Below are 21,994 nucleotides of genomic sequence, written 5' to 3'. Positions count from 1 at the left end.
CGCCCGGTCACATTCCGAACCCGGAAGCTAAGACTCTCAGCGCCGATGGTACTGCAAGGGGGACCTTGTGGGAGAGTAGGACACCGCCGGACTCCTTTTGAGAAACACCAGAAAGGCCCCTTCTTCGGAAGGGGCCTTTCTGCGTTTAACGCTGATCACGGGGCCGGCCGCCGGTAAGATCGTCTTCGATGTCTGCTCCCTTCTCGACCGCCACCGGCACCGATGTGCGCGTGCGGTTCTGCCCCTCGCCCACCGGTACGCCGCACGTCGGCCTCATCCGAACCGCCCTCTTCAACTGGGCCTACGCCCGGCACACGGGCGGCAAGCTCGTCTTCCGCATCGAAGACACCGATGCGGCTCGTGACAGCGAAGAGAGCTACGAGCAGATCCTGGACGGGCTGCGGTGGCTCCGCATCGACTGGGACGAGGGCGTCGACGCCGGTGGGCCTCACGGACCGTACCGCCAGTCGCAGCGCCACGACATCTACCGGGGCGTCATCGACCAGTTGCTCGAGCGGGGGCTGCTGTACGAGAGCTTCGCCACGGGGGAAGAGATCGAGGCGCGCAACATCGCCAAGGGTCGCGACCCGAAACAGGGTTACGACAACTTCGAGCGTGACCTGAGCGACGAACAGCGCGCCGCGTTCCGTGCCGAGGGCCGCCAGCCGGCTCTTCGCCTGCGGGTTCCCGACCGCGACCTCAGCTTCGACGACCTCGTGCGTGGTGAGATCACCTTCCCCGCCGGCTCGTTCAGCGACTTCGTGGTCGTGCGCCCGAACGGCGTCCCGCTGTACACGTTCGTCAACCCGCTCGACGACGCCCTGATGGGCATCACGCACGTGCTGCGTGGTGAAGACCTCCTGTCGTCGACGCCTCGCCAGATCGCCCTCTACGAGGCGCTGGTCGAGCTCGGTGTCACGAGCTTCGTCCCGCGCTTCGGGCACCTTCCGTACGTCATGGGCGACGGCAACAAGAAGCTCTCCAAGCGCGACCCCGAATCGAACCTCTTCCACCACCGTGATCGTGGCTTCGTCCCCGAGGGGCTCGTCAACTACCTGGCCTTGTTGGGCTGGTCGCTGACCCACGATCGCGACGTGTTCTCCATCGACGAGATGGTGGCCGCCTTCGACGTGGTGGACGTCAACCCCAACCCCGCTCGCTTCGACGTCAAGAAGGCCGAGTCGATCAACGGTGACCACATCCGCCTGCTCGAGGTCGACGACTTCACCGAGCGCCTCCTGCCGTACCTCGACGGCATCGTCAGCACGCCTCCCACCGCGGCCGAACGGTCCGTGTTGGCTCTGGCGGCGCCCCTCGTCCAGGAGCGCATGACGCTGCTCTCCGAGGCTCGCGGCATGCTCGGGTTCCTCTTCGTGGGCGACGACGAGCTGATGTACGACGACGACGCGCTGGGCTCGTTGGGTGAGCGGTCCGGCGAGGTGCTGCGCGCCTCCTCTGCTGCGCTCGAGGGCGTGACCGACTGGACGCACGAGCCCATCCAGGCCGCCCTCAAGGCGGCGCTCGTCGACGAGCTGGGGCTCAAGCCCCGGGTCGCGTACGGGCCGCTGCGCGTCGCCCTGTCGGGGCGACGGGTCAGCCCGCCGCTGTTCGAGTCGATGGAGATCCTCGGCCGCGAGTCGACGCTTCGCCGCCTGACGGCCCTCGCCGAGCGACCATGACCGAGCGCTACGACGTCGCCGTCATCGGGGGAGGGCCTGCGGGGCTGAGCGCGGCGCTCAACCTCGTCCGTGCCCGACGCCGCGTGCTGCTGGTCGACAGCAACCGGCCGCGCAACTCGGCCACGCTGCTGTCGCACGGCTACCTCACCCGCGACGGGATCTCGCCCCTCGAGCTGCGCAAGCTCGGGCGTGACGAGTTCTTGGGCTACGAGGGCGCCGAGCACCGGCAGACGCTCGCGACCGACGTGCGACCCGTCGACGGTGGGTTCGAGGTGTCGTGCGAGTTCCGCGGGCAGCAGTCGTCCGCGGTGGCCGGCGTCGTCCTCGTGACCACCGGTCTCAGCGAGACGCTGCCCGACGTCGGCCAGCTGCGCGCCTTCTACGGCACGTACGTCCACAGCTGCATCGAGTGCGACGGGTACGACAAACGCGACCAGCCCCTCGCCCTGATCGGTGAGCACCCCGACCTGACCGAGCGGGCCCTGCTGCTGTCGCAGTGGACCGACGACCTGATCGTCTTCACCCATGGGTCCGACGTCGTCGGCGCGGACGACGAACGGCTCCTGGCCGCCCGCGGCATCCGGGTCGAGCGGCGACGGGTCACGAGCATCGACGGCGACCGCGACGGCATGCGCGGCGTCGTGCTCGAGGACGGGACGACCGTGCCCCGCGCCGGTGGTTTCGTGCGGCCCGAATGGTCGGCGGCGCTCGACTACGTCGCCGCGACCGGGGCCGATCTCGACGACGACGGCCTGCTCGTCGTCGACGGACACGGCCGCACGTCCGTGCGCGGGCTCTACGCCGCGGGCGAGAGCACCGCCCCCGGCCCACAGCAACTGATCGTGGCCGCCGGTGACGGGGCACGCGTGGCCGCGGTGATCAACCGCGACCTCATCGGTGGCCTCGAGCACCTGGCGGATGCTGTACAGTAGACGTCGGTCCAGGTGATGGGCCGAGCAGTGACGAAGACCTGACGGTCGTTGTCATTGGGGTATGGTGTAATTGGCAACACGACTGATTCTGGTTCAGTTATTCTTGGTTCGAGTCCAGGTACCCCAGCAATGCATGCCCCCTGACCTTTGGTCCGGGGCATTGCTGTTCGTGCTGGTTTGGCCGCCTCCGGCGGCGTGTTCGGCTTCGCCGAACGGGGGGCCGAGATGCGCCGGCCGGAAGGGCGCTGAGACGGAGACGGGCGAGTCCGTGGACGTCGGTCGTCTGCTGACGACCGGTTCCGACGGACTCGCCCGGATCGGGGAGGAACGGGGGCCTACTCGCCGATCGTGGCTCCGAAACGGGCCGGCAGGGTGCCGCGGTGCGTGCTCCGCAACTCGTCGATCGACACCGTGAAGACGTCCTGCACCTCGAGGGTGCCCGACTCGGCGTCGGTCACTCCGATGCGCGCCACGGGGTAGCCACGTCCCTCGCACAGACCGCGGAAGCGCACGTCGTCCTCACGGGGGACCGAGACGATGACGCGGCCCGTCGACTCGCTGAACAGGGCCGTGGCGACGTCGATGCCGTCGCGCTCGAGCACCTCGCCGAGCCAGACGCGCGCACCGACGCCGAAACGGAGGACCGCCTCGGCCAGGGCCTGCGCCAGCCCGCCGTCGCTCAGGTCGTGCGCGGCCGCGATGAGCGACTGGTCGCCCCCGGCGTGCAGCAGCTGCGCGAGCCGGGCCTCGGCCGCGAGGTCGACCGCCGGCGGACGGCCGCCGAGGTGGTCGTGCACGACACCGGCCCAAGCCGAGCCGTCGAGCTCGAGCGCGGTCGTGCCGAGCAGGTAGATGTTGTCGCCCTCGTCCTGCCAACCCGACGGGATGCGCTTCGCGACGTCGTCGATCACGCCGAGCACGCCGACCACGGGCGTCGGGTGGATCGGGCTCGTGCCGGTCTGGTTGTAGAACGAGACGTTGCCGCCGGTCACCGGGATCTCGAGCTCGAGGCAGCCGTCGGCGAGACCCTCGACGGCCTGCGAGAACTGCCACATGACCTCGGGGTCCTCCGGGCTGCCGAAGTTCAGGCAGTCGGTGACCGCGGCCGGCACGGCACCGGTCACGGCGACGTTGCGGTACGCCTCGGCCAGGGCCAGGCGCGCGCCCTGCTTGGGGTCGAGCTGGCAGTAGCGACCGTTCGCGTCGGTCGCGATCGCGAAGCCGAGCCCGGTCTCTTCGTCGACGCGGATCATGCCGCCGTCATCGGGGAAGCTGAGCGCCGTGTTGCCGAGCACGTAGGTGTCGTACTGGTTCGTGACCCAGCTCTTGTCGGCCAGGTTCGGCGAGCCGAGCAGCTCGAGGAACTGCTCGCGCAGCACGGCGTTGCCGGTGGGGCGGGGCAGCGACGACGCACCGTCGGCCTGCAGGGCGTCGATCCAGCTCGGGTAGGCGACGGGACGCTCGTAGACGGGGCCGTCGACGGCGACCGTGCGAGGCTCGACGTTGACGATCTCCTCGCCGTGCCAGTTGATGACCAGTCGGCCGGTGTCGGTGACCTCACCGAGCACGCTCGTCTCGACGTCCCATTTCGCCACGACGGCGAGGAACGCGTCGAGCTTCTCGGGACGCACGACGGCCATCATGCGCTCCTGGCTCTCGCTCATCAGGATCTCTTCGGCCGTCAGCGACGGGTCACGCAGCAGGACGTTGTCGAGCTCGATGAACATGCCGCCGTCGCCGTTCGAGGCGAGCTCGGAGGTGGCGCAGCTGATGCCGGCCGCCCCGAGGTCTTGGATGCCCTCGACGAGCTCGTCACGGAACAGCTCGAGGCAGCACTCGATGAGCACCTTCTCGGCGAACGGGTCGCCGACCTGGACGGCCGGGCGCTTGGTGGGCCCACCGGACGAGAACGTGTCGGAGGCGAGGATCGACGCACCGCCGATGCCGTCGCCGCCCGTGCGGGCACCGAACAGGACGACCTTGTTGCCCACGCCTCGGGCGTTCGCCAGGTGCAGGTCTTCGTGCCGCAGCACGCCGACGGCCAACGCGTTGACCAGGGGATTGCCCTGGTACACGGCGTCGAAGTAGGTCTCGCCACCGATGTTGGGCAGGCCGAGGCAGTTGGCGTAGAAGCTGATGCCGCCGACGACGCCGTCGACCACGCGAGCGGTGTCGGCCGCGTCGATGTCGCCGAAGCGCAGCTGGTCCATGACCGCCACGGGACGCGCACCCATCGAGATGATGTCGCGGACGATGCCGCCGACGCCGGTGGCGGCGCCCTGGAACGGCTCGATGTAGCTGGGGTGGTTGTGCGACTCGACCTTGAAGGTGACCGCCCACCCGCCGCCGACGTCGACGACGCCCGCGTTCTCGCCCATGCCGACCATCAGGTTCTTCTTCATGGCGGGCGAGACCTTCTGGCCGAACTGGCGCAGGTAGATCTTGCTCGACTTGTACGAGCAGTGCTCGCTCCACATCACCGAGTACATGGCGAGCTCGCCGCTCGTGGGGCGGCGGCCGAGGATCTCGCGGATCTTCTCGTACTCGTCGGACTTCAGGCCCAGGGCGCCGTAGGGCTGCTCGCGGTCGGGCGTCGCCGCGGCGTTCGCCACGGTGTCGGGCACGTGGCCCTCGGGGCGGACGTCGATCATCTCGGCGTCGTGCGGGGCGCGGTCGGTCTGGTCGGTCACTTGGCGAGGGCCCTCTCGAGAACGGACGTGAAGAAGGTCAGGCCGTCGACGCCGCTCGACATCGCGGCGGGGGTGTCGGGACCGAAGCCCTCTTCGACGGCGTGCTCGGGGTGCGGCATGAGGCCGACGACGTTGCCGCGGGCGTTGGTCACGCCGGCGATGTCGTCCATCGAACCGTTCGGGTTGACGCCGACGTAACGGAAGGCGACCTGGCCCTCGCCCTCGATCCGCTTGACGGTCTCGGCGTCGGCGATGAAACGGCCGTCGGCGTTCTTGAGGGGGATCGTGATCTCTTGACCCTCGGTGAAGCCGTTCGTCCAGTCGGTGCGGGCGTTCTCGACGACGAGGCGCTGGTCGCGGCGGATGAACTGCTGGTGAGCGTTGCGGGTGTGCGCGCCCGGGACGAGGCGGGCCTCGGCGAGCATCTGGAACCCGTTGCAGATGCCCAGCACGGGCATGCCCGCGTTCGCGGCGTCGACGACGTCGGCCATGATGGGCGAGAACGAGGCGATGGCGCCGGCGCGCAGATAATCGCCGTAGCTGAAGCCGCCGGGCAGGATGATCGCCTCGACGCCCTTCAGGTCGTGGTCGCCGTGCCAGAGGGCGACGGGCTCGCCGCCCGCGAGTCGGACCGCGCGCTGCGCGTCACGGTCGTCGAGGGAGCCGGGGAAGGTGACGACGCCGACGCGCATCAGCGGGTCGTGGTGGCGTCGTCGGCCACGGTGATCGAGACGACGTCCTCGATGACCGAGTTCGAGAACATGTCGTCGGCGAGCTCGCGGACGTCGGCCAGGACGGCCTCGGTCACCTCGCCCTCGACCGTGACCTCGAAGCGCTTGCCGATGCGGACGTCCGTGAACGCCCCCTTGCCGAGACGGGAGAGGGCGCCGGCGACGGCCTTGCCCTGGGGGTCGAGCAGTTCAGCCTTGGGCATGACCTCGACGACGATTGTGGGCACTGGTTTACTCCTGCAGAGGCGTCAACGGGTGGACGCGACGAGTCTACGGCAGCCGCGCGCGCCTCCCGGTGGTGGTGACGGAGGTGCCCGAGGGGCGCTTCCGGCGATCGTCAGCAGAATGCGAGGGTCTTGTCAGCCGGATCATCGGATCGAGCCGCACAGTGGTGTCAGCGGACGGAGTTCGGGCCTCGTGATCGGGTCTTCCGTCCCGCTTCCGGTCGACGGGTTCCTGATCCGCCCCGAGACCGCCGGACGCCCGGCCGATCCCCCCGTCGGTCGGGCGTCTACCCCGCCGTGGCACCGCCCCTCTGCGAGACGGCCCGAGGCGATGCGGAGGACGCAAGCGGCAGCTCGCCGACGGGGCGCGACCGGCCGAGGAGCCAGATGGCCAGGGGCAGGCAGACGGCCCCGGCGACGGCGTTGCGCAGGTCGAGCCCCTGTTGCATGACGTCGAACGGCGGGCCGATGACGAGGACGGCCGCCACCCCGATCGACCACCAGGAGGCGCGGCGCCTGCCCTCGGGGAGCGCTCGCGGGGGCAGCTCGAACCGTGCCGTCGCCACCGACACCAGGCAGGCGAGCCCGATGACGAGGGCCCAGACCGGGATGCGGGTCCACCACCAGGTGGCCGTCGCGGGCTGCGGGAGCGGGCCGCCCAGGGCCAGCAGCACCCCGAGCAGGGCGACGAGCAGGGGGAGGTGCCAGAGGTAGATCGTCATGCCGCGGCTGCCGAGCGCGAAGACGACGGTGCGGGCCGGGGCGGTCGACATCAGGCGCGACAGGACGGGATGCACCAGGGAGAGCACGCAGATCTGCGCCACCCCGAGCACCATCAGCGGCACGGTCGGCGGGTTGAGGTTGCGCAGCATGTCGTCGGACCAGGGGCCCGCCGTCGTCAGGGGCACGAGCGACGCGTAGCCCAGGGCGGCGACGGCCACCAGCACGAGCCGCGGGGTCCGGCCGAAGAGCCCGTCGGCGTACGCGAAGCCGAGTTGCTGGACGAACAGCCAGACGAACGCGAGGTTGAGCAGGCCCACCTCGGTCACGCCGGTGCCGTACCGGACCGCGTCGACCACGACGGCGGCCACGGCGAGGGCTGACAGGGTCGCCCAGGGACGGGACGCGTGCAACCGCGCCATCACGGGCACGAACAGCTGGGTGATGCCGTAGGCGGCGAGGAACCAGAAGGGCGTGCCGACGCCGGTGGCCGCGACGTCGATCAACGCGGGGTCGACGCCGACGGCGGTCGCGACGGCGAGGGCGAGGGCGAGCACGACGAACACGGCGGCTGCCGGCCGGGCGAGCCGCAGCAGTCGACCGCGGACGAAGTCGCCCGCGTCCGCCCCGCGTCGTCGCGCCCCCGCCCACGCCGTCGCGCTGGCGAAACCACCCACGACGAAGAAGAGCGGCATGATCTGCCCGGCCCAGGTCGAGAGCGGGAACCACGACTGCTCTTGCAGCGGCTGGTTCGCGACGACGGCCCCCGAGTCGTCGACGGCGACGCCGACCATCATCACGTGGATCGCCACGACCAGGAGGACGCAGAAGACGCGGGCGAGGTCGACGACGAGGTCGCGCCCCGGGGGGACGGCGGGGGCGGCTGACGACGGCGTCGTGGGGGTGGTGCTCATGTCGACGACGCTAGCGATCCGAGGGCACCGGGGAGCGGTTGTCCACAGGTCGGGCGCCCCGAAGCCCGGGAAGAGCCTCCGAGGACGACTCATTTGTTTTGATCTGCTCAAGAAAGTGGTTGACTGGGCGCATGACCGATCCGACCGTCGACCCCCGCGAGGCGCTGCGCTCCGCCGGGCTGCGCGTGACCGAGCCCCGGCTCGCCGTGTTGCGCGCCCTCGAGCCCGCGCCGCACGCGGCCGCCGAGCAGGTCTTCGCCCGGGTCGCCCTCGACCTGCCCGGCACGTCGGTGCAGGCGGTGTACGGCGTGCTCAACGCCCTGACCGGCGCGGGGCTGGTCCGCCGCATCGAGCCGGCGGGCTCGGCGGCGCTCTACGAACTGCGCACCGGCGACAACCACCACCACGTGGTCTGCGGGGTGTGCGGGTCGGTCGCCGACGTGGACTGCGTCGTCGGCCACGCGCCGTGCCTGACCCCGTCGCACGACTCCGGGTACCTCGTGCAGACCGCCGAGGTGACCTTCTGGGGGTTGTGCCCGGCCTGTCGGGCGGCCGAGGCCGACGGGGCGGAGGGCGACGAGCCGACCCGCGCCTCCTCGTCCCCCGTCGCAGCGGCGACGCCGGTCGCGACCGGTCCGACGGCCTGACCCGCCCCCCTCACTTCCCACGACGACGAACCACGAACGAAAGAGGACACATGACCGACGCGAAGAAGATCACCACCACCGACAACGGCGCCCCCGCCGCCAGCGACGAGCACTCGCAGTCGGTCGGCGCCGACGGCCCCATCGTGCTGCACGACCACAAGCTGGTCGAGAAGCTCGCGAACTTCAACCGTGAGAAGGTGCCGGAGCGCATCGTCCACGCCAAGGGCGGCGGGGCCTTCGGCTCGTTCGTCACGACCGGCGACGTCTCGCGCTACACGCGTGCCGCGCTCTTCCAGCCCGGCGTCGAGACCGAGATGCTCGCGCGCTTCTCGACCGTCGCCGGCGAGCAGGGCAGCCCCGACACCTGGCGCGACCCCCGCGGTTTCTCGCTGAAGTTCTACACGACCGAGGGCAACTACGACCTCGTCGGCAACAACACGCCCGTCTTCTTCATCCGCGACGGCATCAAGTTCCCCGACTTCATCCACTCGCAGAAGCGCCTCCCCGGGTCGCACCTGCGCGACCACGACATGCAGTGGGACTTCTGGACCCTGTCGCCCGAGTCGGCCCACCAGGTCACCTGGCTGATGGGCGACCGCGGCCTGCCCGCCTCGTGGCGCACCATGGACGGCTTCGGCTCGCACACCTACCAGTGGATCAACGCCGAGGGCCAGCGCTCGTGGGTCAAGTACCACTTCAAGAGCGACCAGGGCAACGAGATCCTCACGCAGGACGACGCCGACCGCATCGCCGGTGAGGACGCCGACTTCCACATCCGCGACCTCTCCGAGGCGATCGAGCGCGGCGACTTCCCGACTTGGACGCTGTCGGTGCAGGTCATGCCGTACGAGGACGCCGCCGGCTACCGCTTCAACCCGTTCGACCTGACCAAGGTGTGGCCGCACGGCGACTACCCGCTGATCGAGGTCGGCAAGATGACGCTGAACCGCAACCCCGAGAACTACTTCGCGCAGATCGAGCAGGCCGCCTTCGCGCCGTCGAACTTCGTGCCCGGCATCGCGGCCAGCCCCGACAAGATGCTGCTCGCCCGCATCTTCAGCTACGCCGACGCCCACCGCTACCGCGTGGGCGTCAACCACCAGCAGCTGCCGGTCAACATGCCCAAGACCGAGGTGCACTCGTACTCGAAGGACGGCGCCGCGCGCTACCACTTCAGCGAGGCCACCGCACCGGTCTACGCACCCAACTCGGTGGGCGGCCCCGCGGCCGACCCGCAGGCCGCGGGTGACACCGGCGGCTGGGAGGCCGACGGCGAGCTCGTCCGTTCGGCGGCGACCCTGCACCCCGAGGACGACGACTTCGGCCAGGCCGGCACGCTCGTCCGCGAGGTCATGGACGACGCCCAGCGCGACCGCCTCGTGCAGAACATCGTCGGCCACGTCTCGAAGGTGACCCAGTCCGCTCTGCGCGAGCGCGTCTACCAGTACTGGACGAACGTCGACGCGACGCTCGGCCAGCGGGTCCGGGCGGGCGTCGAGCCCGAGGCGCCCGGTTCGAACGAGGACCCGATCGAGGTCGGCGTCCCGGCGTAGTCCGCCACCGCGTCAGACCCGAGGAGGCGCGGTTCCCGTTCGACGGGAGCCGCGCCTCCTCGGCGTCCCGGCTCGTCGCCCGGACGTGCGCGGGCCTGGCGGACCGACCGGGCTCGGGCGTGCCGTGGCGGCGTGGCGCCGTGGCGGCGTCAGACCATCTGGCCGTTCCAGTGCAGCTCGCCGGCGGGCCAGTCGGCGAGGGCGCGCGTGCCCTCGCGGAGCAGCCAGCCGTGGTCCTGGGTGACGAGGACGCCGGCTCCGTCGGCGCTGAACGCCGTGTAGTGCGCCGTGAGCCCGTCGAGTGGCAACCAGCCGCCGCGTCGGTAGAACCCCTGGACGTCGTCGCCGGTCTCGAGCAGGCCGACCGCGCTGTCGAGCGAGGTCAACGCCGCGTCGACCCGTCGCAGCAGTTCGCCGCCGACGCCCGTGCCCTGCAGCGTCGGCGAGACGGCGACCATGCCGACCGCCGTGACCAGCAGGTCGGTGTCGCCGACGGTGACGAACTGACGCCGGAGTCCGGCGTGCGCGACGACCACGTCGCCCCTGCGGGCCACGACGCGCAGCTCGGGTTGCATGCCGGCCCAGCTGCGGGCTCCGGCGTACCAGTGGTCGTAGCTCGGGAACGCCCGGGCGAGCATCGCGGCGACCGCCTCGTGGTCGTCGAGGGTCAGGTCGCCCTCGCGGACGGTCGAGAAGACGGGAGGCGCGGCATCGGAGTCGGACATGGACCCACCGTAGCGACGGGGGCCCCGCCGGCGACCGAGGGTCGACTCGACTGCGGTCGGACCGTCACCTCGAGCTGGTTCGCCCGGCGCGCTGGAGCTCAGGAAGACGCGCCAGCGGCTTCGCGACGCCAGCGCCGAGGGAGCCTGCGACCGAGGGTCAACTCGACTGTGGTCGGACCGTCACCTCGAGCTGGTTGTTCCAGGGATCGTCGAACCCGAGCACGCGCCCGTCGTCGCGGGTGGCGACGCCGTGGTGGCCGAGGCGCTCGCCGAGGGCGCCCAGGTCGTCGGCGGTGGGCACCTCGATGCGCACGAGGCCGAGCCCCAGGGCGAGCTGGCGGCGTCCGGCGCCGGCGCTGGTCCAGGTGTTCATCGCCATGTGGTGGTGGTAGCCGCCCGCGCTGACGAACAGCGCCTGCGGGCCGAAGCGCGTGGTCGTCTCGAAGCCCAGCTGCTCGACGTAGAACCGGTGGGCCGTCTCGACGTCGCCCACGCTCAGGTGCACGTGGCCGACCGTGGCGGGACGTGATGCGGAGCCGGCCAGCGCCTCCTCGGTGACGTTCTGCTGCACGAAGGCGTTGGGGTCGAGGGCGAGCGTCGCCATGTCGACCTGACCGTGGGTCCACGACCACTCGCTGCGCAGGCGGTCCCAGTAGAGCTCGATGCCGTTGCCCTCGGGGTCGGTGAAGTAGAAGGCCTTGCTGACGAGGTGGTCGGCGCTGCCCGTGAACGTGCCCGGGTGGCGGGTCGCGACGCTGTAGACGGCGGCGGCCAGGTCGGCCTCGGTCTCGAACAGGATCGCCGTGTGGAAGAGCCCGGCCTCGCGTGGCCCGGCGTGCTTGAGCTCGGGCGCGTGCTCGAGGATGACGATCGGGGTCGCGCCGCGTCCGAGGACGACGCGACCCGCCGCCTGGTCGGCGACCAGCACGGTGAGGGTGACCGCGTCGCGGTAGTAGGCGGTCATCGCGTCGAGGTCGGCGACGCGGAGGGTGACGGCTCCCATGCCGGTGTCGGCGGCGAGCAGGTCGGCGGCGCGGGCACCCGACGCCCGCGGTCGCGTCGCCGACGCGTCGGCTGCGGAGGACGAGGAGGCGCGGGTCGCGTCGGTCGCGGAGGTGTCGGTCATGGGGCCCTCGGTCTGCTCGGGTCGGATGGTCACCCGGTCGGTGACGTGTCATCGAACGGAACCGGCTGGCGGCGTCGTGCATTCCCGACCGAGAGCGCACCGCGTTCCGTGCAGCGCACCGGGTCTAGACACGGTGCGCTGCACGAAACGCGGTGTGGAGGCGAGGCGAGGCGGTGCGGGGCGGGGCCGCCGAGGCCGGGGGCCGGGTCAGCTGCCGGTCAGGCGCTCGATCAGTTCGCGGTACCGGGCGGCCGTGCGGGCGACGACGTCGTCGGGCAGGGCGGGGGGCTCGCCGGTGCCGTCCCAGTCGGCCGACAGCCAGTCGCGGACGATCTGCTTGTCGAAGCTCTGGGTGCGGTCGCCCGCGGAGTCGACCCGGGCGTCCCAGTAGCGGCTGCTGTCGCTCGTGAGCACCTCGTCGCCCAGCGTGATCTCGCCCGTGGTGCGGTCCGCGCCGAACTCGAACTTCGTGTCGGCGAGGATCACCCCGCGGGCCTCGGCCACGGCGGACGCCAGCCGGTAGATCTCGAGCGAGCGGTCGCGCAGCGCCGCCGCCGTCTCGGCCCCGACCAGCTCGACGGTGCGCTCGAACGAGACGTTCTCGTCGTGCTCGCCGAGGGGTGCCTTGTAGGCCGGGGTGTAGATCGGCTCGGGCAGGCGGTCGCCGTCGTGCAGGCCGGTCGGCAACGGGATGCCGCAGACCGTGCCGTGCTGCTCGTACTCTTTCCAGCCGCTGCCGACGAGGTACCCGCGCACCACGCACTCGACGGGGAACATGTCGAGCGGCTTCACGAGCATCGCCCGGTCGCGGACCTGCGCCGGCAGCGCCACGGAGGCGGTGGTCGGGTCGACGAGGTGGTTCGGCACGGTCGTCAGCTGGGCGAACCACCAGAGGCTGAGCTGCGTGAGCAGGGCACCCTTGCCGGGGATGCCGGGCTCGAGCACCTGGTCGAACGCGCTGACCCGGTCGCTCGCGACGACGAGCACGTGCTCGGTGTCGTCGAGGGTCGCGGCGTCGCCGACCGAGCCGGCCACGGGCGCGGGGACGTAGAGGTCGCGCACCTTGCCCGAGTAGACGGGCGTCCAGCCGTCGAGGGGGAGGGGGGTGCCGGGGGTGACGGGCGGGGCCTGGTGACCCGCGCCTCCTGCGGGGGCGTCGTCGGGAGGAGTGACGGCGGCCGCGGGCGTCTGCCCGTCGGCGCCGCTCATCGGGCGACCCGCTCGGCGATGTCGTGACGGTACTGGCCGCCCTCGAGCTCGATGCGGTGCAGGGCGTCGTAGACGCGTCCGCGCGCCTCGGAGAAGTCGGAACCCTGCGCCACGACGCTGAGCACCCGCCCGCCCGTGGCGATCAGACGGTCGTCGAGGCGGGCGGTCGCGGCGTGGGCGAGGTGGACGCCGGCGACGGCCGTCGCGTCGTCGAGCCCGTGCAGGGTGCGACCGCTGACCGCGCCCTCGGGGTAGCCCTCGCTCGCGAGGACCACCGTGACCGCCACGTCGGACGAGAACCGGGGCGACTCGTGGTTGCCGAGCGACCCGGTCGAGGCGGCGAGCAGCAGGCCGCTGAGCGGCGTGAGCAGCCGGGGCAGCACCACCTGCGTCTCGGGGTCGCCGAAGCGCGCGTTGAACTCGATGACGCGCACGCCCCGCTCGGTGAGGATGAGGCCGGCGTAGAGCAGGCCGATGAACGGCGTGCCCTCGGACTCGAGCCGGCGCACGGTCGGGGTGGCGATGGTGTCGAGCACCTCGTCGACGAAGTCCTTCTCGCTGCCGAACCGGTCGGCCAGCCAGGGCAACGGCGAGTACGCGCCCATGCCGCCGGTGTTCGGGCCCGCGTCGCCGTCGAGCAGGCGCTTGTAGTCCTGCGCGGGGCTGAGGGGCACCACGGTGTGGCCGTCGCTGACGAAGAAGAGCGAGACCTCGGGGCCCTCGAGGAACTCCTCGACCAGGACGGGCCCGTGCTGCAGCCAGTACGTGCTGTGCTCGATCGCCGCGTCGCGGTCGTCGGTGACCAGCACGCCCTTGCCGGCGGCGAGCCCGTCGGCCTTGACGACGTAGGGCGAGCCGAGGTCGTCGAGCACGGCGACGGCCTCGTCGAGGGTGCCGACGCGCGTGGCGCGGCCGGTCGGCACGCCGGCCTCGTCCATGATCCGTTTCGCGAAGGTCTTGCTGCCCTCGAGCGCCGCGGCCTTCTTGCCCGGCCCGAACACCGGGATGCCCCGGGTGCGGAGCGCGTCGGCGACACCGGCGACGAGCGGCGCCTCGGGGCCGACGACGACCAGCTCGACGTCGTTCTCGAGGGCGTACTCGGTGACCACGGCGCCGTTCGACGGGTCGAGGTGCACGATGCCGACCTGGTCGGCGATGCCCGCGTTGCCGGGAGCCGCGACGATCTCGTGACCGGCGTCTTCGCGCAGCAGGGCGGTGATGATGGCGTGCTCGCGAGCACCGGAACCGAGGACGAGGATTCGCACGGGCCACAGCCTACCGAGCGTCCGCCGCGGAGCCGAGCCCGGACGGCGGAGGCGCGGTGCCGTGCGGGGAGGCGCGGCGCGGGGCGGTGCGGGAGGCGCGGCGCGGTGCGGGGCGGTGCGGGAGGCGCGGCATGGTGCGGGGAGGCGCGGGTAGCGTGGGCGCATGGCCAGGGCACGGATCGACGACGCGGCGGGATCGGCCGCCGTGGCCGAGGTGCGGGCGGTGCTCGCCGAGGGCGGGGTGGCGCCCCGGTCCGTGACCGCGACGGCCGTCCGCTGGTTGCTCCAGGTGCTCGCCGACGGTGAGCCCGGGGCCACAGTGGAGGTGCGGGTGCCGCCGTTCGGCGCCGTCCAGTTCCGTGAGGGGCTCAGCCACACCCGCGGCACGCCGCCCAACGTGGTCGAGACCGACGCCGCGACCTTCGTCCGACTCGCGACCGGCGACCTCAGCTGGCAGGAGGCGCGGGCCGGGGCACTCGTGTCGGCTTCCGGCAGCAGGGCGGACCTGACCGGCTACGTGCCGATCGCCTGGCAGCGGGGCTGACCCGCGCCTCCCTGGCTCCGAGCCGAGCCGCGTGCCGCCGCCCCTGGCGCCGAGCGGGCAGGAGATGCGCTCCGTCAGGGCCTGGGGAGCATGTCCTGCCCACTCGGTCGGCGGGGCGGGGATCGGACGGGGCGGCGGCCCTGCTCGACGTCGAGACGGGCGGCGGCGGCCGTCGGCCGCCTCTGGGATGATGGGCGGGTGACCAACGCACCCGACGACCAGCAGCGACCCGTGCCCGGCGTCGAGCCCGACGAGCCCGTGTCCGAGCCCCGCGGGCCCGTGGTCGAGTCGGTCGTCGAACGCGACGAGGTCACCGTCCGCCGCGCACCGAAGGTGCCCGTCTTCTTGATCATGGGCGCTGCCCTCGGGGTCGTCGTGTCGCTGGTCGTCACCTCGCTCTTCCCGTTCGACTCGGGCGAGGGCGTCGCCCAGACCTACGGGTACATCTCGCTCTGGGGCCTCACGATCGGCGGCACGGTCGGCTGCCTCGTGGCCATCGTCGCCGAACGCGTCACGAGTCGCGGGGCGAAGCGCGTCCAGGTCGAGCGCGAGCGGCTCGAGGCCCCGGTCGACGAGGCCCCGGTCGACCGGCCCTCGCTGACGGACGGCGACGCCGACCGCGTCTGACGGACGGCGACGCCGACCGCGTCTGACGGACGGCGACGCCGACCGCGTCTGACGGACGTGCGGCGACCCGTCGTCGACGGGCGGCGAGACCGACGGAGTCCGACGGACGTACGGCGACTCGTCGTCGGTGGCGGGCAGCGACGCCGACGGCGATCGACCGATCAGGCCCCTCGGGCTCGACGCAGGCGTGTGAGCAGTTCGGGCCCACGGGTGTCGAGGAGGCGTCCACCCCGTCGGATGCCGACGAGCATCAGCACGGCCCCGAGGGCGACCCCGACGACGAGGGTGACCAGCCCCAGCAGCACCGACCCCTGCACCAGGGCGACCACCCCGAGCGCCAGTTCGGGCAGCGACAGCACGAAGACGATCGCCCAGGACGCGTAGAGGCCGAGCGCCGACGTGACGCTGGCACCGGGCGGGGACTTGAACGGGCTCTCGCCCGCCGCCGGGACGGGCATGAGGTAGAGGGCCGAAGCCACGCTCGACACCCCGAAGCCGGTCAGGAGCAGCCCGAGGCCGACGCCGAGCAAGGCCGGGGCCGCGTCGACCCGCCCGATCACGGCGAGGGGGACGAGGGTGGCGAGGACGACCGCCGGCACGGCGAACAACGACAGCGTCAGCACGCGCCCGGCCCGGTCGGCCGAGCCGGCCAACCCGGTGGACAGGTGGGCGGCGAAGGCGGTGCCGTCGTACGAGACGTCGGCGGCCAGGGTGATGGCGAGCAGGGCCGCGACCGCCGGGCCGATGGCGAACAGGGGCCAGGTCGTCTCGAGCGAGAACGACAGGAAGAGGGCGAGGACGGGCATCAGGGGCACGACGATCAACGAGCCCCCGTAGCGCGGGTCGCGGAGCCAGTAGACGGCCGCTCGGGCGGCGACCGCGCCCGTGGGGGTCGCCGGGAAGCGGGCGAAGGGGCCGAGGCCCTTGGACGCCGCGGTGGCCGTGACGGCGGGCGGGGCGACGAGTGCCGTCGCCAACCCCCGCCGCCAGAGCAGCAGCAGCACTCCGAGGGTGGCCAGCGCGATCAGCGCCTTGAGGGCGGCCTCGCCCGGCCGGCCCAGCGCGACGTCGCCCGGGATGGACCAGGCGGCACCGAGGGGGCTCCACGACAGGGCGTGGGCGACCCGGGGCAGGTCGTCGCCGATCGAGCTGAGGCCCTGGCCGACCAGGCCGATGAGGGGGCCGGCGAGGATCAGGGGCACGAAGATCGCGACGCTCATCAGCTCGCGGTAGCGGCGCTTGGCACCCAGGGCGCTGGTGGCCGTCTCGACCGCGCGGGACGCCGCCACGCAGACGAAGACCCCGAGCACCCCGCAGAACGGCGCGAGCACGGCGGACAGCGGGTGCTGCACCCAGCTGAAGGTCGTCGCGAGGGCGGCGACGAGCGTGACGATGCCGGGGATGCCCAGCAGTCCGGTGACGAAGAGGGCCACGAGCAGCCGGTCGGCCGGCAGGGGGAACTGGCGGAGCTTCGAGACGCTGAGGGTCTGGTCGTAGCCCCGGGCGACGAACGGCACGACGACCCAGCCGACGACGGCGAGCGAGCCGCCGAGCACGCCGGCCGTCCAGGCCCATCGTTCGGGCGCGAAGGCGAGGGCGACGAGCCCGGCGACGACCGCGGCGAGCACGCCGAGGCCGTAGAGCCCGCCCAGGACGGCGGCGACGATCTGCCAGGTGCTGCGCTTGAAGCCGTTCAGCAGCACCCGCCAGCGCAGGCTCAGGAGGTGCGCAACCACGACGGCCCCTCGTTGTGCTGACGCCCGCCGACCAGTTCGACGAACCGGTCTTCGAGGGTCGAGCCGGCCCGCACGTCGTCGGTCGTGCCGGCCGCCAGCACCCGCCCGGACGCGATGACGGCGACGTGGTCGCACATGCGCTGGACGAGGTCCATCGAGTGGCTCGACACGATGACCGTGCCGCCGTTCTGCGTGTAGCCGTGCAGGATGTCGCGGATGTTGGCGGCCGAGATCGGGTCGACCGACTCGAACGGCTCGTCGAGGACGAGGAGGCGCGGGGCGTGGACGAGTGCGCAGGCGAGCGCGACCTTCTTGGTCATGCCCGCGGAGTAGTCGACGACGAGCGTGCCGCCCGCCGACCGGAGGTCGAGCAGGTCGAGCAGGTCGCCGACCCGCTGGGCCGTCGTCTCGCGGCTCATGCCGTTGAGCAGGCCGTGGTAGGTGACGAGCTGCTCGCCGGTGAGGCGGTCGAACAGCGAGATGCCGTCGCTGAGCACGCCGACGAGCGACTTGGCGTGCGTCGGGTCGGACCAGACGTCGACGCCGAGCACCTCGATGCGCCCGGCGTCGGGACGCAGCAGCCCGGTGGCCATCGAGAGCGTCGTCGTCTTGCCGGCGCCGTTCGGGCCCACGAGGCCGAAGAACGACCCGGACGGCACGCTCAGGTCGATGCCGTCGACGGCTACCTTGTCGCCGAAGGCCTTGCGCAGGCCCGTGATCTGCAGGGCGGACGCGGTCGGCGTCGCGGTCGGTTCGGGGCGGGGCATGCCGACGTCGCTCATGGCCCCAGCCTAGGGACGCCCGCCGACGCCGCGCCTCCCCCGACGGGTGGAAGCCCGGGCGAGGCGTGGGTGGGCCGGGCCGTGCCCTAGCTGAGCTGGTTCGCCTCGACCCAGGCGAGGTACTCGGGGCTGACGGTGCCCGTGACGTAGTCGCCCGTGAAGCAGCTCATCTCGAGCTCGGTGACGTCGCTGCCCTCGGTGATGGCGGCCTGCATGTCGGCCACCTCTTGGTAGATCAAGTGGTCGGCGCCGAGCTCGCGGGCGATCTCGGGGATCTTGCGGTCGTGCGCGACGAGCTCGTGTCGCGACGGCATGTTGATGCCGTACACGTGCGGGAACCGCACCGGGGGAGCGGCCGAGGTGAAGGTGACCTCGTTCGCGCCGGCGGCCCGGGCCATCTCGACGATCTCGCGCGAGGTGGTGCCGCGGACGATCGAGTCGTCGACGATCAGGATGTTCTTGCCCTTGAACTCGCTCGACATGGCGTTGAGCTTCTGGCGCACGGAGCGCTTGCGCTCGGCCTGCCCCGGCATGATGAAGGTGCGGCCGACGTAGCGGTTCTTGTAGAAGCCCTCTCGGTACTCGATGCCGAGCTTCTGCGCGACCTGCATGGCCGCGGGCCGTGACGAGTCGGGGATCGGCATGACGACGTCGATGTCGCCGACGGGCGAGTGCGCGGCGATCGTGTCGGCCAGCCGGTTGCCGAGGCGCAGGCGCGCGTCGTAGACCGAGATGCCGTTCATGATCGAGTCGGGGCGGGCCAGGTAGACGTACTCGAACGAGCAGGGGATGAGGCGGGGGCTGGCGTGGCACTGCTTCGAGACCATCTGCCCGTCGAGCGAGATGAAGACGGCCTCGCCGGGGGCGACGTCGCGGACGATCTCGTAGCCACCCGACTCGAGGACGAGCGACTCGGAGGCGGTGATCCATTCTTCGCGGACGCCGTCGGCCGCGAGACGGCGACCGAGCACGAGCGGGCGGATGCCGAACGGGTCGCGGAACGCGAGCAGGCCGTGACCGGCGATCATCGCGATCGCGGCGTACGACCCCTGGACGCGGTCGTGCACCCGGCTGACCGCCGCGAAGATCTGCTCGGGGTCGAGCTCGCTGCCGTTGACCTGCTCTTGCAGCTCGTGCGCGAGGACGTTGACCAGCAGCTCGGTGTCGCTGTTGGTGTTCAGGTGTCGCCGGTCGACGTGGAAGAGCTCGCTGGTGAGCTCTCGCGTGTTCGTCAGGTTGCCGTTGTGGATGAGCACGATGCCGTAGGGGGCGTTCACGTAGAACGGCTGCGCCTCTTGCTCGTTGCTGGCCGCGCCCTTGGTGGCGTAGCGCACGTGGCCGAGGCCCATGGTGCCGAGCAGGGCGCGCATGTCGCGGGTGCGGAACCCCTCGCGGACCTGCCCCTTGGTCTTGTGCACGTGGAAGATGCCACCTTCGGCGGTGGCGATCCCGGTGCTGTCCTGCCCCCTGTGCTGCAACAGGAGGAGCGAGTCGTAGACGAGTTGATTTGCTGGCTCGTGCGCGACGAGACCGACGATGCCGCACATGCGGATCTGGCTCCAGACCGTAGAGTTGGGGTTACCGCGACAGTCTAGAGCGACACCGAACGGATGAACGAATGGCGACCTCCCCAGCCCACTCGACCAGCGCCTCCTACGCCGCGGCAGGGGTCGACACGGCCGCCGGCGACCGCGCGGTCGAGCTGATGAAGGCCGCCGTCGCCGCCACGCACGGCCCCGGCGTCGTCGGGGGCTTCGGCGGGTTCGCCGGGCTGTTCGACGTGTCGTTCCTCAAGGACTTCGACCGTCCGCTGCTCGCCACCTCGACCGACGGCGTGGGCACCAAGGTGGCCATCGCCCAGGCGCTCGACAAGCACGACACGATCGGGCAGGACCTCGTGGGCATGGTCGTCGACGACATCGTCGTGGTCGGCGCCCGGCCGCTGATCATGACCGACTACATCGCCTGCGGCCGCGTGGTGCCGACGCGCATCGCCTCGATCGTCGAGGGCATCGCCCGCGCCTGCAGCGAGACCGGCACGGCCCTGGTCGGCGGCGAGACGGCCGAGCACCCCGGCCTGCTCGGCCCCGACGACTACGACGTGGCGGGCGCCGCGGTGGGCGCGGTCGAGTCGGGGCGCCAGCTCGGCCCGCACCTCGTGGGCGACGGCGACGTCGTGCTCGCCCTGGCCTCGTCGGGCCTGCACTCGAACGGCTTCTCGCTCGTGCGGCACATCCTGGCCTCGCGCGACCTCGGCTACGACGACGCCCTGCCCGAGTTCTCGGGCACCGTCGGCGAGGCGCTGCTCGAACCGACCCGGCTCTACACGTCGCCGCTGCTGCGGGTCCTCGACGATCCCGCGCTCGACGGTGCGGTGCACTCGCTCAGCCACGTCACCGGTGGCGGCATCGCGGCCAACCTGGCCCGCGTGCTGCCCCGCGGTTCGTGGACCGAGGTCGACCGGTCGACCTGGTCGCCGCTGCCCGTGTTCCGCGTGCTGAGCGACCTGGCCGGCTCGACCCTCGAGTCGAGCGAGGGCACCTGGAACCTCGGCATCGGCATGATCGCCGTCGTCGCGGCGTCGCAGGCCGCCGCCGTCGCCTCGGCCCTCGAGGCGGACGGCATCGCGACCTGGCCCGTCGGCACGGTCTCGACCGGTGGGCGCGACCTGGCCGGGTTCGAGCAGGGCGCCAAGGGAGTCGACGGAGGCGCGGTGCGACTCGTCGGGGACTACGCCGGCTGACGACGGGTCGCGTCGGCGCCCCGGGGTGGTCGGCTGCCGAGGGGCGAGCGTGCGCGCCGGACGGTGCCTCGGTCGAACGAGCTGGATGGCGTTCGCGCGCCCGCGGACGTACGATGGGCGGACGCCCGTGCCGGGCGCGCTGACGACGACGTCAGATCGGACGACGAAGGAGTCGACCCATGACCACCACCCGCATCCCCCTCTCGCCCGTCTCCCGCACGGCCGTCGCCGCCCCCCGGAGCGCCCGGGTCAGCCGCGTGCCCGCCGAGCCGGCTCCGCTCCGTTCGGACGCGTCACCCGTCACCGGCGGCCGCAAGGTCGCCGCCCTCACCGCCGGCGGCATGATCCTGCTGCTGGTCGTGGGGCTGCTGCCCGCGGTCGCGACGCTCGTCGGACGCTGACCCGCGCCTCCTGACGGGCGCCTCTCGACCGGCGATCCCGCCGGTGAGGCCGGTGGACGCGACGACGGCCCCTCGAGATCGAGGGGCCGTCGTCGTGCCTGCCGCGCATCGCGACGGGCGCCGTGCGTCTGGGGTCAGAGGACGCAGAACTCGTTGCCCTCGGGGTCGGCGAGCACGACCCACGAGACGTCGGCGTCGTCTTGGCCGACCTGCGCGCGGACCGCACCGAGCGACTCGAGGCGTTCGACCTCGACCGCCTGCGTGGCCTCGCGGGCCTGGCCGTCGACCGGGGCAGGCCGGAAGTCGAGGTGCAGACGGTTCTTGACCGTCTTCGCCTCGGGGACGTGGACGAACAACAGACCCGGCAGCGTGTCGGGCGTCGGACGGATCTCGGGTTCGTCGTCACCGGTCGAGACGACGACCCAGCCGAGCGCGTCGGCCCACCAGCGGGCGAGCCGCGCGGGCTCGCTCGCATCGACGACGACCTGCTCCCACACGAGCGACGAGGACGAAGGAGGCATCAGCGGTCAGGCCTCAGGCACTCTTGTTCTGGTCGTGCTCGGTGTCGTATTCGTCGTCGAAATCGTCGGCCCACTTGTCGACGTATTCGTCGCCGGAGTCGTTCTTCGTCGCCAACTCTTTTTCGAGTGCACCGTAGTTGGTGTCAGGGCTGAAGTACTTCAGCTCTCTGGCGACCTTGGTGTGCTTGGCTTTTTGACGGCCGCGCCCCATGCGTGACCCCCTCT

At 71.8% G+C, this 21,994-nt stretch carries 21 protein-coding genes, 1 tRNA gene and 1 rRNA gene; 10 read left to right on the top strand and 13 right to left on the bottom strand.

Annotated features, from left to right (window positions below):
• From rrf to ABID81_RS14445, 4 genes are all read left to right on the top strand, one after another.
• Positions 1-92 (top strand): 5S ribosomal RNA (gene rrf, locus ABID81_RS14460); the annotation flags it as partial.
• Between the two features lie 96 nt (positions 93-188).
• A complete protein-coding gene (gltX, locus tag ABID81_RS14455) occupies positions 189-1,679 on the top strand; it encodes a glutamate--tRNA ligase (RefSeq protein WP_354595480.1) in 1,491 nt (496 codons plus the stop codon).
• Positions 1,676-2,611, top strand: coding sequence for an NAD(P)/FAD-dependent oxidoreductase (locus tag ABID81_RS14450; protein ID WP_354595479.1), 936 nt, complete (start codon positions 1,676-1,678; stop codon positions 2,609-2,611). Before gltX ends, ABID81_RS14450 begins: the two co-directional genes overlap by 4 nt.
• A gap of 55 nt (positions 2,612-2,666) precedes the next feature.
• A tRNA-Gln gene (locus tag ABID81_RS14445) sits at positions 2,667-2,738 on the top strand.
• Positions 2,739-2,946: 208 nt separating this feature from the next.
• On the opposite strand, the gene purL is transcribed toward ABID81_RS14445, so the two are convergent.
• From purL to ABID81_RS14425, 4 genes are all read right to left on the bottom strand, one after another.
• Positions 2,947-5,262 (bottom strand): phosphoribosylformylglycinamidine synthase subunit PurL, encoded by a 2,316-nt coding sequence (gene purL / locus ABID81_RS14440; protein ID WP_354595482.1) that lies wholly within the window; start codon positions 5,260-5,262, stop codon positions 2,947-2,949.
• 35 nt (positions 5,263-5,297) lie between these two features.
• Positions 5,298-5,993 (bottom strand): phosphoribosylformylglycinamidine synthase subunit PurQ, encoded by a 696-nt coding sequence (gene purQ / locus ABID81_RS14435; RefSeq protein ID WP_354595478.1) that lies wholly within the window; start codon positions 5,991-5,993, stop codon positions 5,298-5,300.
• Entirely contained in the window at positions 5,993-6,259 is a 267-nt protein-coding gene (purS, locus tag ABID81_RS14430) for a phosphoribosylformylglycinamidine synthase subunit PurS (protein ID WP_354595477.1), read from the bottom strand. The genes purQ and purS overlap by 1 nt, the downstream gene beginning before the upstream one ends.
• Positions 6,260-6,543: 284 nt before the next feature.
• A complete protein-coding gene (locus ABID81_RS14425) occupies positions 6,544-7,890 on the bottom strand; it encodes an acyltransferase family protein (RefSeq protein ID WP_354595476.1) in 1,347 nt (448 codons plus the stop codon).
• Positions 7,891-8,021: 131 nt separating this feature from the next.
• Between ABID81_RS14425 and ABID81_RS14420 the strand changes: the two genes are divergently transcribed.
• Positions 8,022-8,537 (top strand): Fur family transcriptional regulator, encoded by a 516-nt coding sequence (locus tag ABID81_RS14420; protein ID WP_354595475.1) that lies wholly within the window; start codon positions 8,022-8,024, stop codon positions 8,535-8,537.
• Positions 8,538-8,587: 50 nt separating this feature from the next.
• Positions 8,588-10,090 carry a catalase gene (locus ABID81_RS14415; RefSeq protein WP_354595474.1) on the top strand — a complete coding sequence of 501 codons (1,503 nt, stop codon included), beginning with the start codon at positions 8,588-8,590 and terminating at the stop codon, positions 10,088-10,090.
• Positions 10,091-10,239: 149 nt separating this feature from the next.
• On the opposite strand, the gene ABID81_RS14410 is transcribed toward ABID81_RS14415, so the two are convergent.
• From ABID81_RS14410 to purD, 4 genes are all read right to left on the bottom strand, one after another.
• Positions 10,240-10,815 (bottom strand): GNAT family N-acetyltransferase, encoded by a 576-nt coding sequence (locus ABID81_RS14410; RefSeq protein ID WP_354595473.1) that lies wholly within the window; start codon positions 10,813-10,815, stop codon positions 10,240-10,242.
• Between the two features lie 157 nt (positions 10,816-10,972).
• Positions 10,973-11,818, bottom strand: a complete 846-nt coding sequence (locus tag ABID81_RS14405; RefSeq protein WP_354595481.1) for a VOC family protein — start codon at positions 11,816-11,818, stop codon at positions 10,973-10,975.
• 330 nt (positions 11,819-12,148) lie between these two features.
• The gene (locus tag ABID81_RS14400) at positions 12,149-13,150 is read right to left on the bottom strand and encodes a phosphoribosylaminoimidazolesuccinocarboxamide synthase (protein WP_354595472.1); all 1,002 of its coding nucleotides are present in this window, start codon (positions 13,148-13,150) and stop codon (positions 12,149-12,151) included.
• Positions 13,147-14,415, bottom strand: coding sequence for a phosphoribosylamine--glycine ligase (gene purD, locus ABID81_RS14395; protein WP_354595471.1), 1,269 nt, complete (start codon positions 14,413-14,415; stop codon positions 13,147-13,149). The genes ABID81_RS14400 and purD overlap by 4 nt, the downstream gene beginning before the upstream one ends.
• A gap of 163 nt (positions 14,416-14,578) precedes the next feature.
• Between purD and ABID81_RS14390 the strand changes: the two genes are divergently transcribed.
• Together ABID81_RS14390 and ABID81_RS14385 are read left to right on the top strand one after the other, a co-directional pair.
• On the top strand, positions 14,579-14,959 hold the full coding sequence (locus ABID81_RS14390; RefSeq protein WP_354595470.1) for a sterol carrier family protein: 381 nt from the start codon (positions 14,579-14,581) through the stop codon (positions 14,957-14,959).
• 198 nt (positions 14,960-15,157) lie between these two features.
• On the top strand, positions 15,158-15,586 hold the full coding sequence (locus tag ABID81_RS14385) for a hypothetical protein (protein WP_354595469.1): 429 nt from the start codon (positions 15,158-15,160) through the stop codon (positions 15,584-15,586).
• 161 nt (positions 15,587-15,747) lie between these two features.
• Here the strand turns inward: ABID81_RS14385 and ABID81_RS14380 are convergent, their stop codons facing one another.
• From ABID81_RS14380 to purF, 3 genes are all read right to left on the bottom strand, one after another.
• Complete coding sequence (locus ABID81_RS14380) at positions 15,748-17,322, bottom strand: transporter (RefSeq protein WP_354595468.1); 1,575 nt, start codon at positions 17,320-17,322, stop codon at positions 15,748-15,750.
• Entirely contained in the window at positions 17,304-18,104 is an 801-nt protein-coding gene (locus ABID81_RS14375; RefSeq protein ID WP_354595467.1) for an ABC transporter ATP-binding protein, read from the bottom strand. Before ABID81_RS14375 ends, ABID81_RS14380 begins: the two co-directional genes overlap by 19 nt.
• An 86-nt stretch (positions 18,105-18,190) precedes the next feature.
• Positions 18,191-19,651, bottom strand: coding sequence for an amidophosphoribosyltransferase (gene purF, locus ABID81_RS14370; RefSeq protein WP_354595466.1), 1,461 nt, complete (start codon positions 19,649-19,651; stop codon positions 18,191-18,193).
• 71 nt (positions 19,652-19,722) lie between these two features.
• On the opposite strand from purF, the gene purM reads away from it, so the two are divergent.
• Positions 19,723-20,847: a phosphoribosylformylglycinamidine cyclo-ligase gene (gene purM / locus ABID81_RS14365; RefSeq protein WP_354595465.1), complete on the top strand. Its 1,125-nt coding sequence runs from the start codon at positions 19,723-19,725 to the stop codon at positions 20,845-20,847.
• A gap of 179 nt (positions 20,848-21,026) precedes the next feature.
• On the top strand, positions 21,027-21,248 hold the full coding sequence (locus ABID81_RS14360; protein WP_354595464.1) for a hypothetical protein: 222 nt from the start codon (positions 21,027-21,029) through the stop codon (positions 21,246-21,248).
• Positions 21,249-21,382: 134 nt separating this feature from the next.
• Here the strand turns inward: ABID81_RS14360 and ABID81_RS14355 are convergent, their stop codons facing one another.
• Together ABID81_RS14355 and ABID81_RS14350 are read right to left on the bottom strand one after the other, a co-directional pair.
• Positions 21,383-21,769 carry a VOC family protein gene (locus tag ABID81_RS14355; RefSeq protein ID WP_354595463.1) on the bottom strand — a complete coding sequence of 129 codons (387 nt, stop codon included), beginning with the start codon at positions 21,767-21,769 and terminating at the stop codon, positions 21,383-21,385.
• A 13-nt stretch (positions 21,770-21,782) separates the two neighbouring features.
• Positions 21,783-21,980 (bottom strand): DUF3073 domain-containing protein, encoded by a 198-nt coding sequence (locus ABID81_RS14350; protein WP_056227242.1) that lies wholly within the window; start codon positions 21,978-21,980, stop codon positions 21,783-21,785.
• Positions 21,981-21,994: the final 14 nt, after the last annotated feature.

It is taken from the genome of Frigoribacterium sp. PvP054, assembly GCF_040547465.1.
In the GTDB taxonomy this organism is placed as follows: Bacteria; Actinomycetota; Actinomycetes; order Actinomycetales; family Microbacteriaceae; genus Frigoribacterium.
Note: the sequence above shows the minus strand (reverse complement) of the source record. Positions and strands in the feature narration are given on the sequence as shown.

Excerpts from the sequence above, each read along its gene's own strand:
- ABID81_RS14410 (WP_354595473.1), bottom strand. The coding sequence starts at position 10,815 with ATGTCCGACTCCGATGCCGCGCCTCCCGTCTTCTCGACCGTCCGCGAG.
- ABID81_RS14420 (WP_354595475.1), top strand. The coding sequence starts at position 8,022 with ATGACCGATCCGACCGTCGACCCCCGCGAGGCGCTGCGCTCCGCCGGG.
- ABID81_RS14415 (WP_354595474.1), top strand. The coding sequence starts at position 8,588 with ATGACCGACGCGAAGAAGATCACCACCACCGACAACGGCGCCCCCGCC.
- ABID81_RS14355 (WP_354595463.1), bottom strand. The coding sequence starts at position 21,769 with ATGCCTCCTTCGTCCTCGTCGCTCGTGTGGGAGCAGGTCGTCGTCGAT.
- purL (WP_354595482.1), bottom strand. The coding sequence starts at position 5,262 with ATGATCGACGTCCGCCCCGAGGGCCACGTGCCCGACACCGTGGCGAAC.
- ABID81_RS14390 (WP_354595470.1), top strand. The coding sequence starts at position 14,579 with ATGGCCAGGGCACGGATCGACGACGCGGCGGGATCGGCCGCCGTGGCC.
- purQ (WP_354595478.1), bottom strand. The coding sequence starts at position 5,993 with ATGCGCGTCGGCGTCGTCACCTTCCCCGGCTCCCTCGACGACCGTGAC.
- ABID81_RS14360 (WP_354595464.1), top strand. The coding sequence starts at position 21,027 with ATGACCACCACCCGCATCCCCCTCTCGCCCGTCTCCCGCACGGCCGTC.
- purF (WP_354595466.1), bottom strand. The coding sequence starts at position 19,651 with ATGTGCGGCATCGTCGGTCTCGTCGCGCACGAGCCAGCAAATCAACTC.
- purM (WP_354595465.1), top strand. The coding sequence starts at position 19,723 with ATGGCGACCTCCCCAGCCCACTCGACCAGCGCCTCCTACGCCGCGGCA.
- ABID81_RS14400 (WP_354595472.1), bottom strand. The coding sequence starts at position 13,150 with ATGAGCGGCGCCGACGGGCAGACGCCCGCGGCCGCCGTCACTCCTCCC.
- ABID81_RS14425 (WP_354595476.1), bottom strand. The coding sequence starts at position 7,890 with ATGAGCACCACCCCCACGACGCCGTCGTCAGCCGCCCCCGCCGTCCCC.
- ABID81_RS14375 (WP_354595467.1), bottom strand. The coding sequence starts at position 18,104 with ATGAGCGACGTCGGCATGCCCCGCCCCGAACCGACCGCGACGCCGACC.
- gltX (WP_354595480.1), top strand. The coding sequence starts at position 189 with ATGTCTGCTCCCTTCTCGACCGCCACCGGCACCGATGTGCGCGTGCGG.
- ABID81_RS14450 (WP_354595479.1), top strand. The coding sequence starts at position 1,676 with ATGACCGAGCGCTACGACGTCGCCGTCATCGGGGGAGGGCCTGCGGGG.
- ABID81_RS14405 (WP_354595481.1), bottom strand. The coding sequence starts at position 11,818 with ATGGGAGCCGTCACCCTCCGCGTCGCCGACCTCGACGCGATGACCGCC.
- ABID81_RS14350 (WP_056227242.1), bottom strand. The coding sequence starts at position 21,980 with ATGGGGCGCGGCCGTCAAAAAGCCAAGCACACCAAGGTCGCCAGAGAG.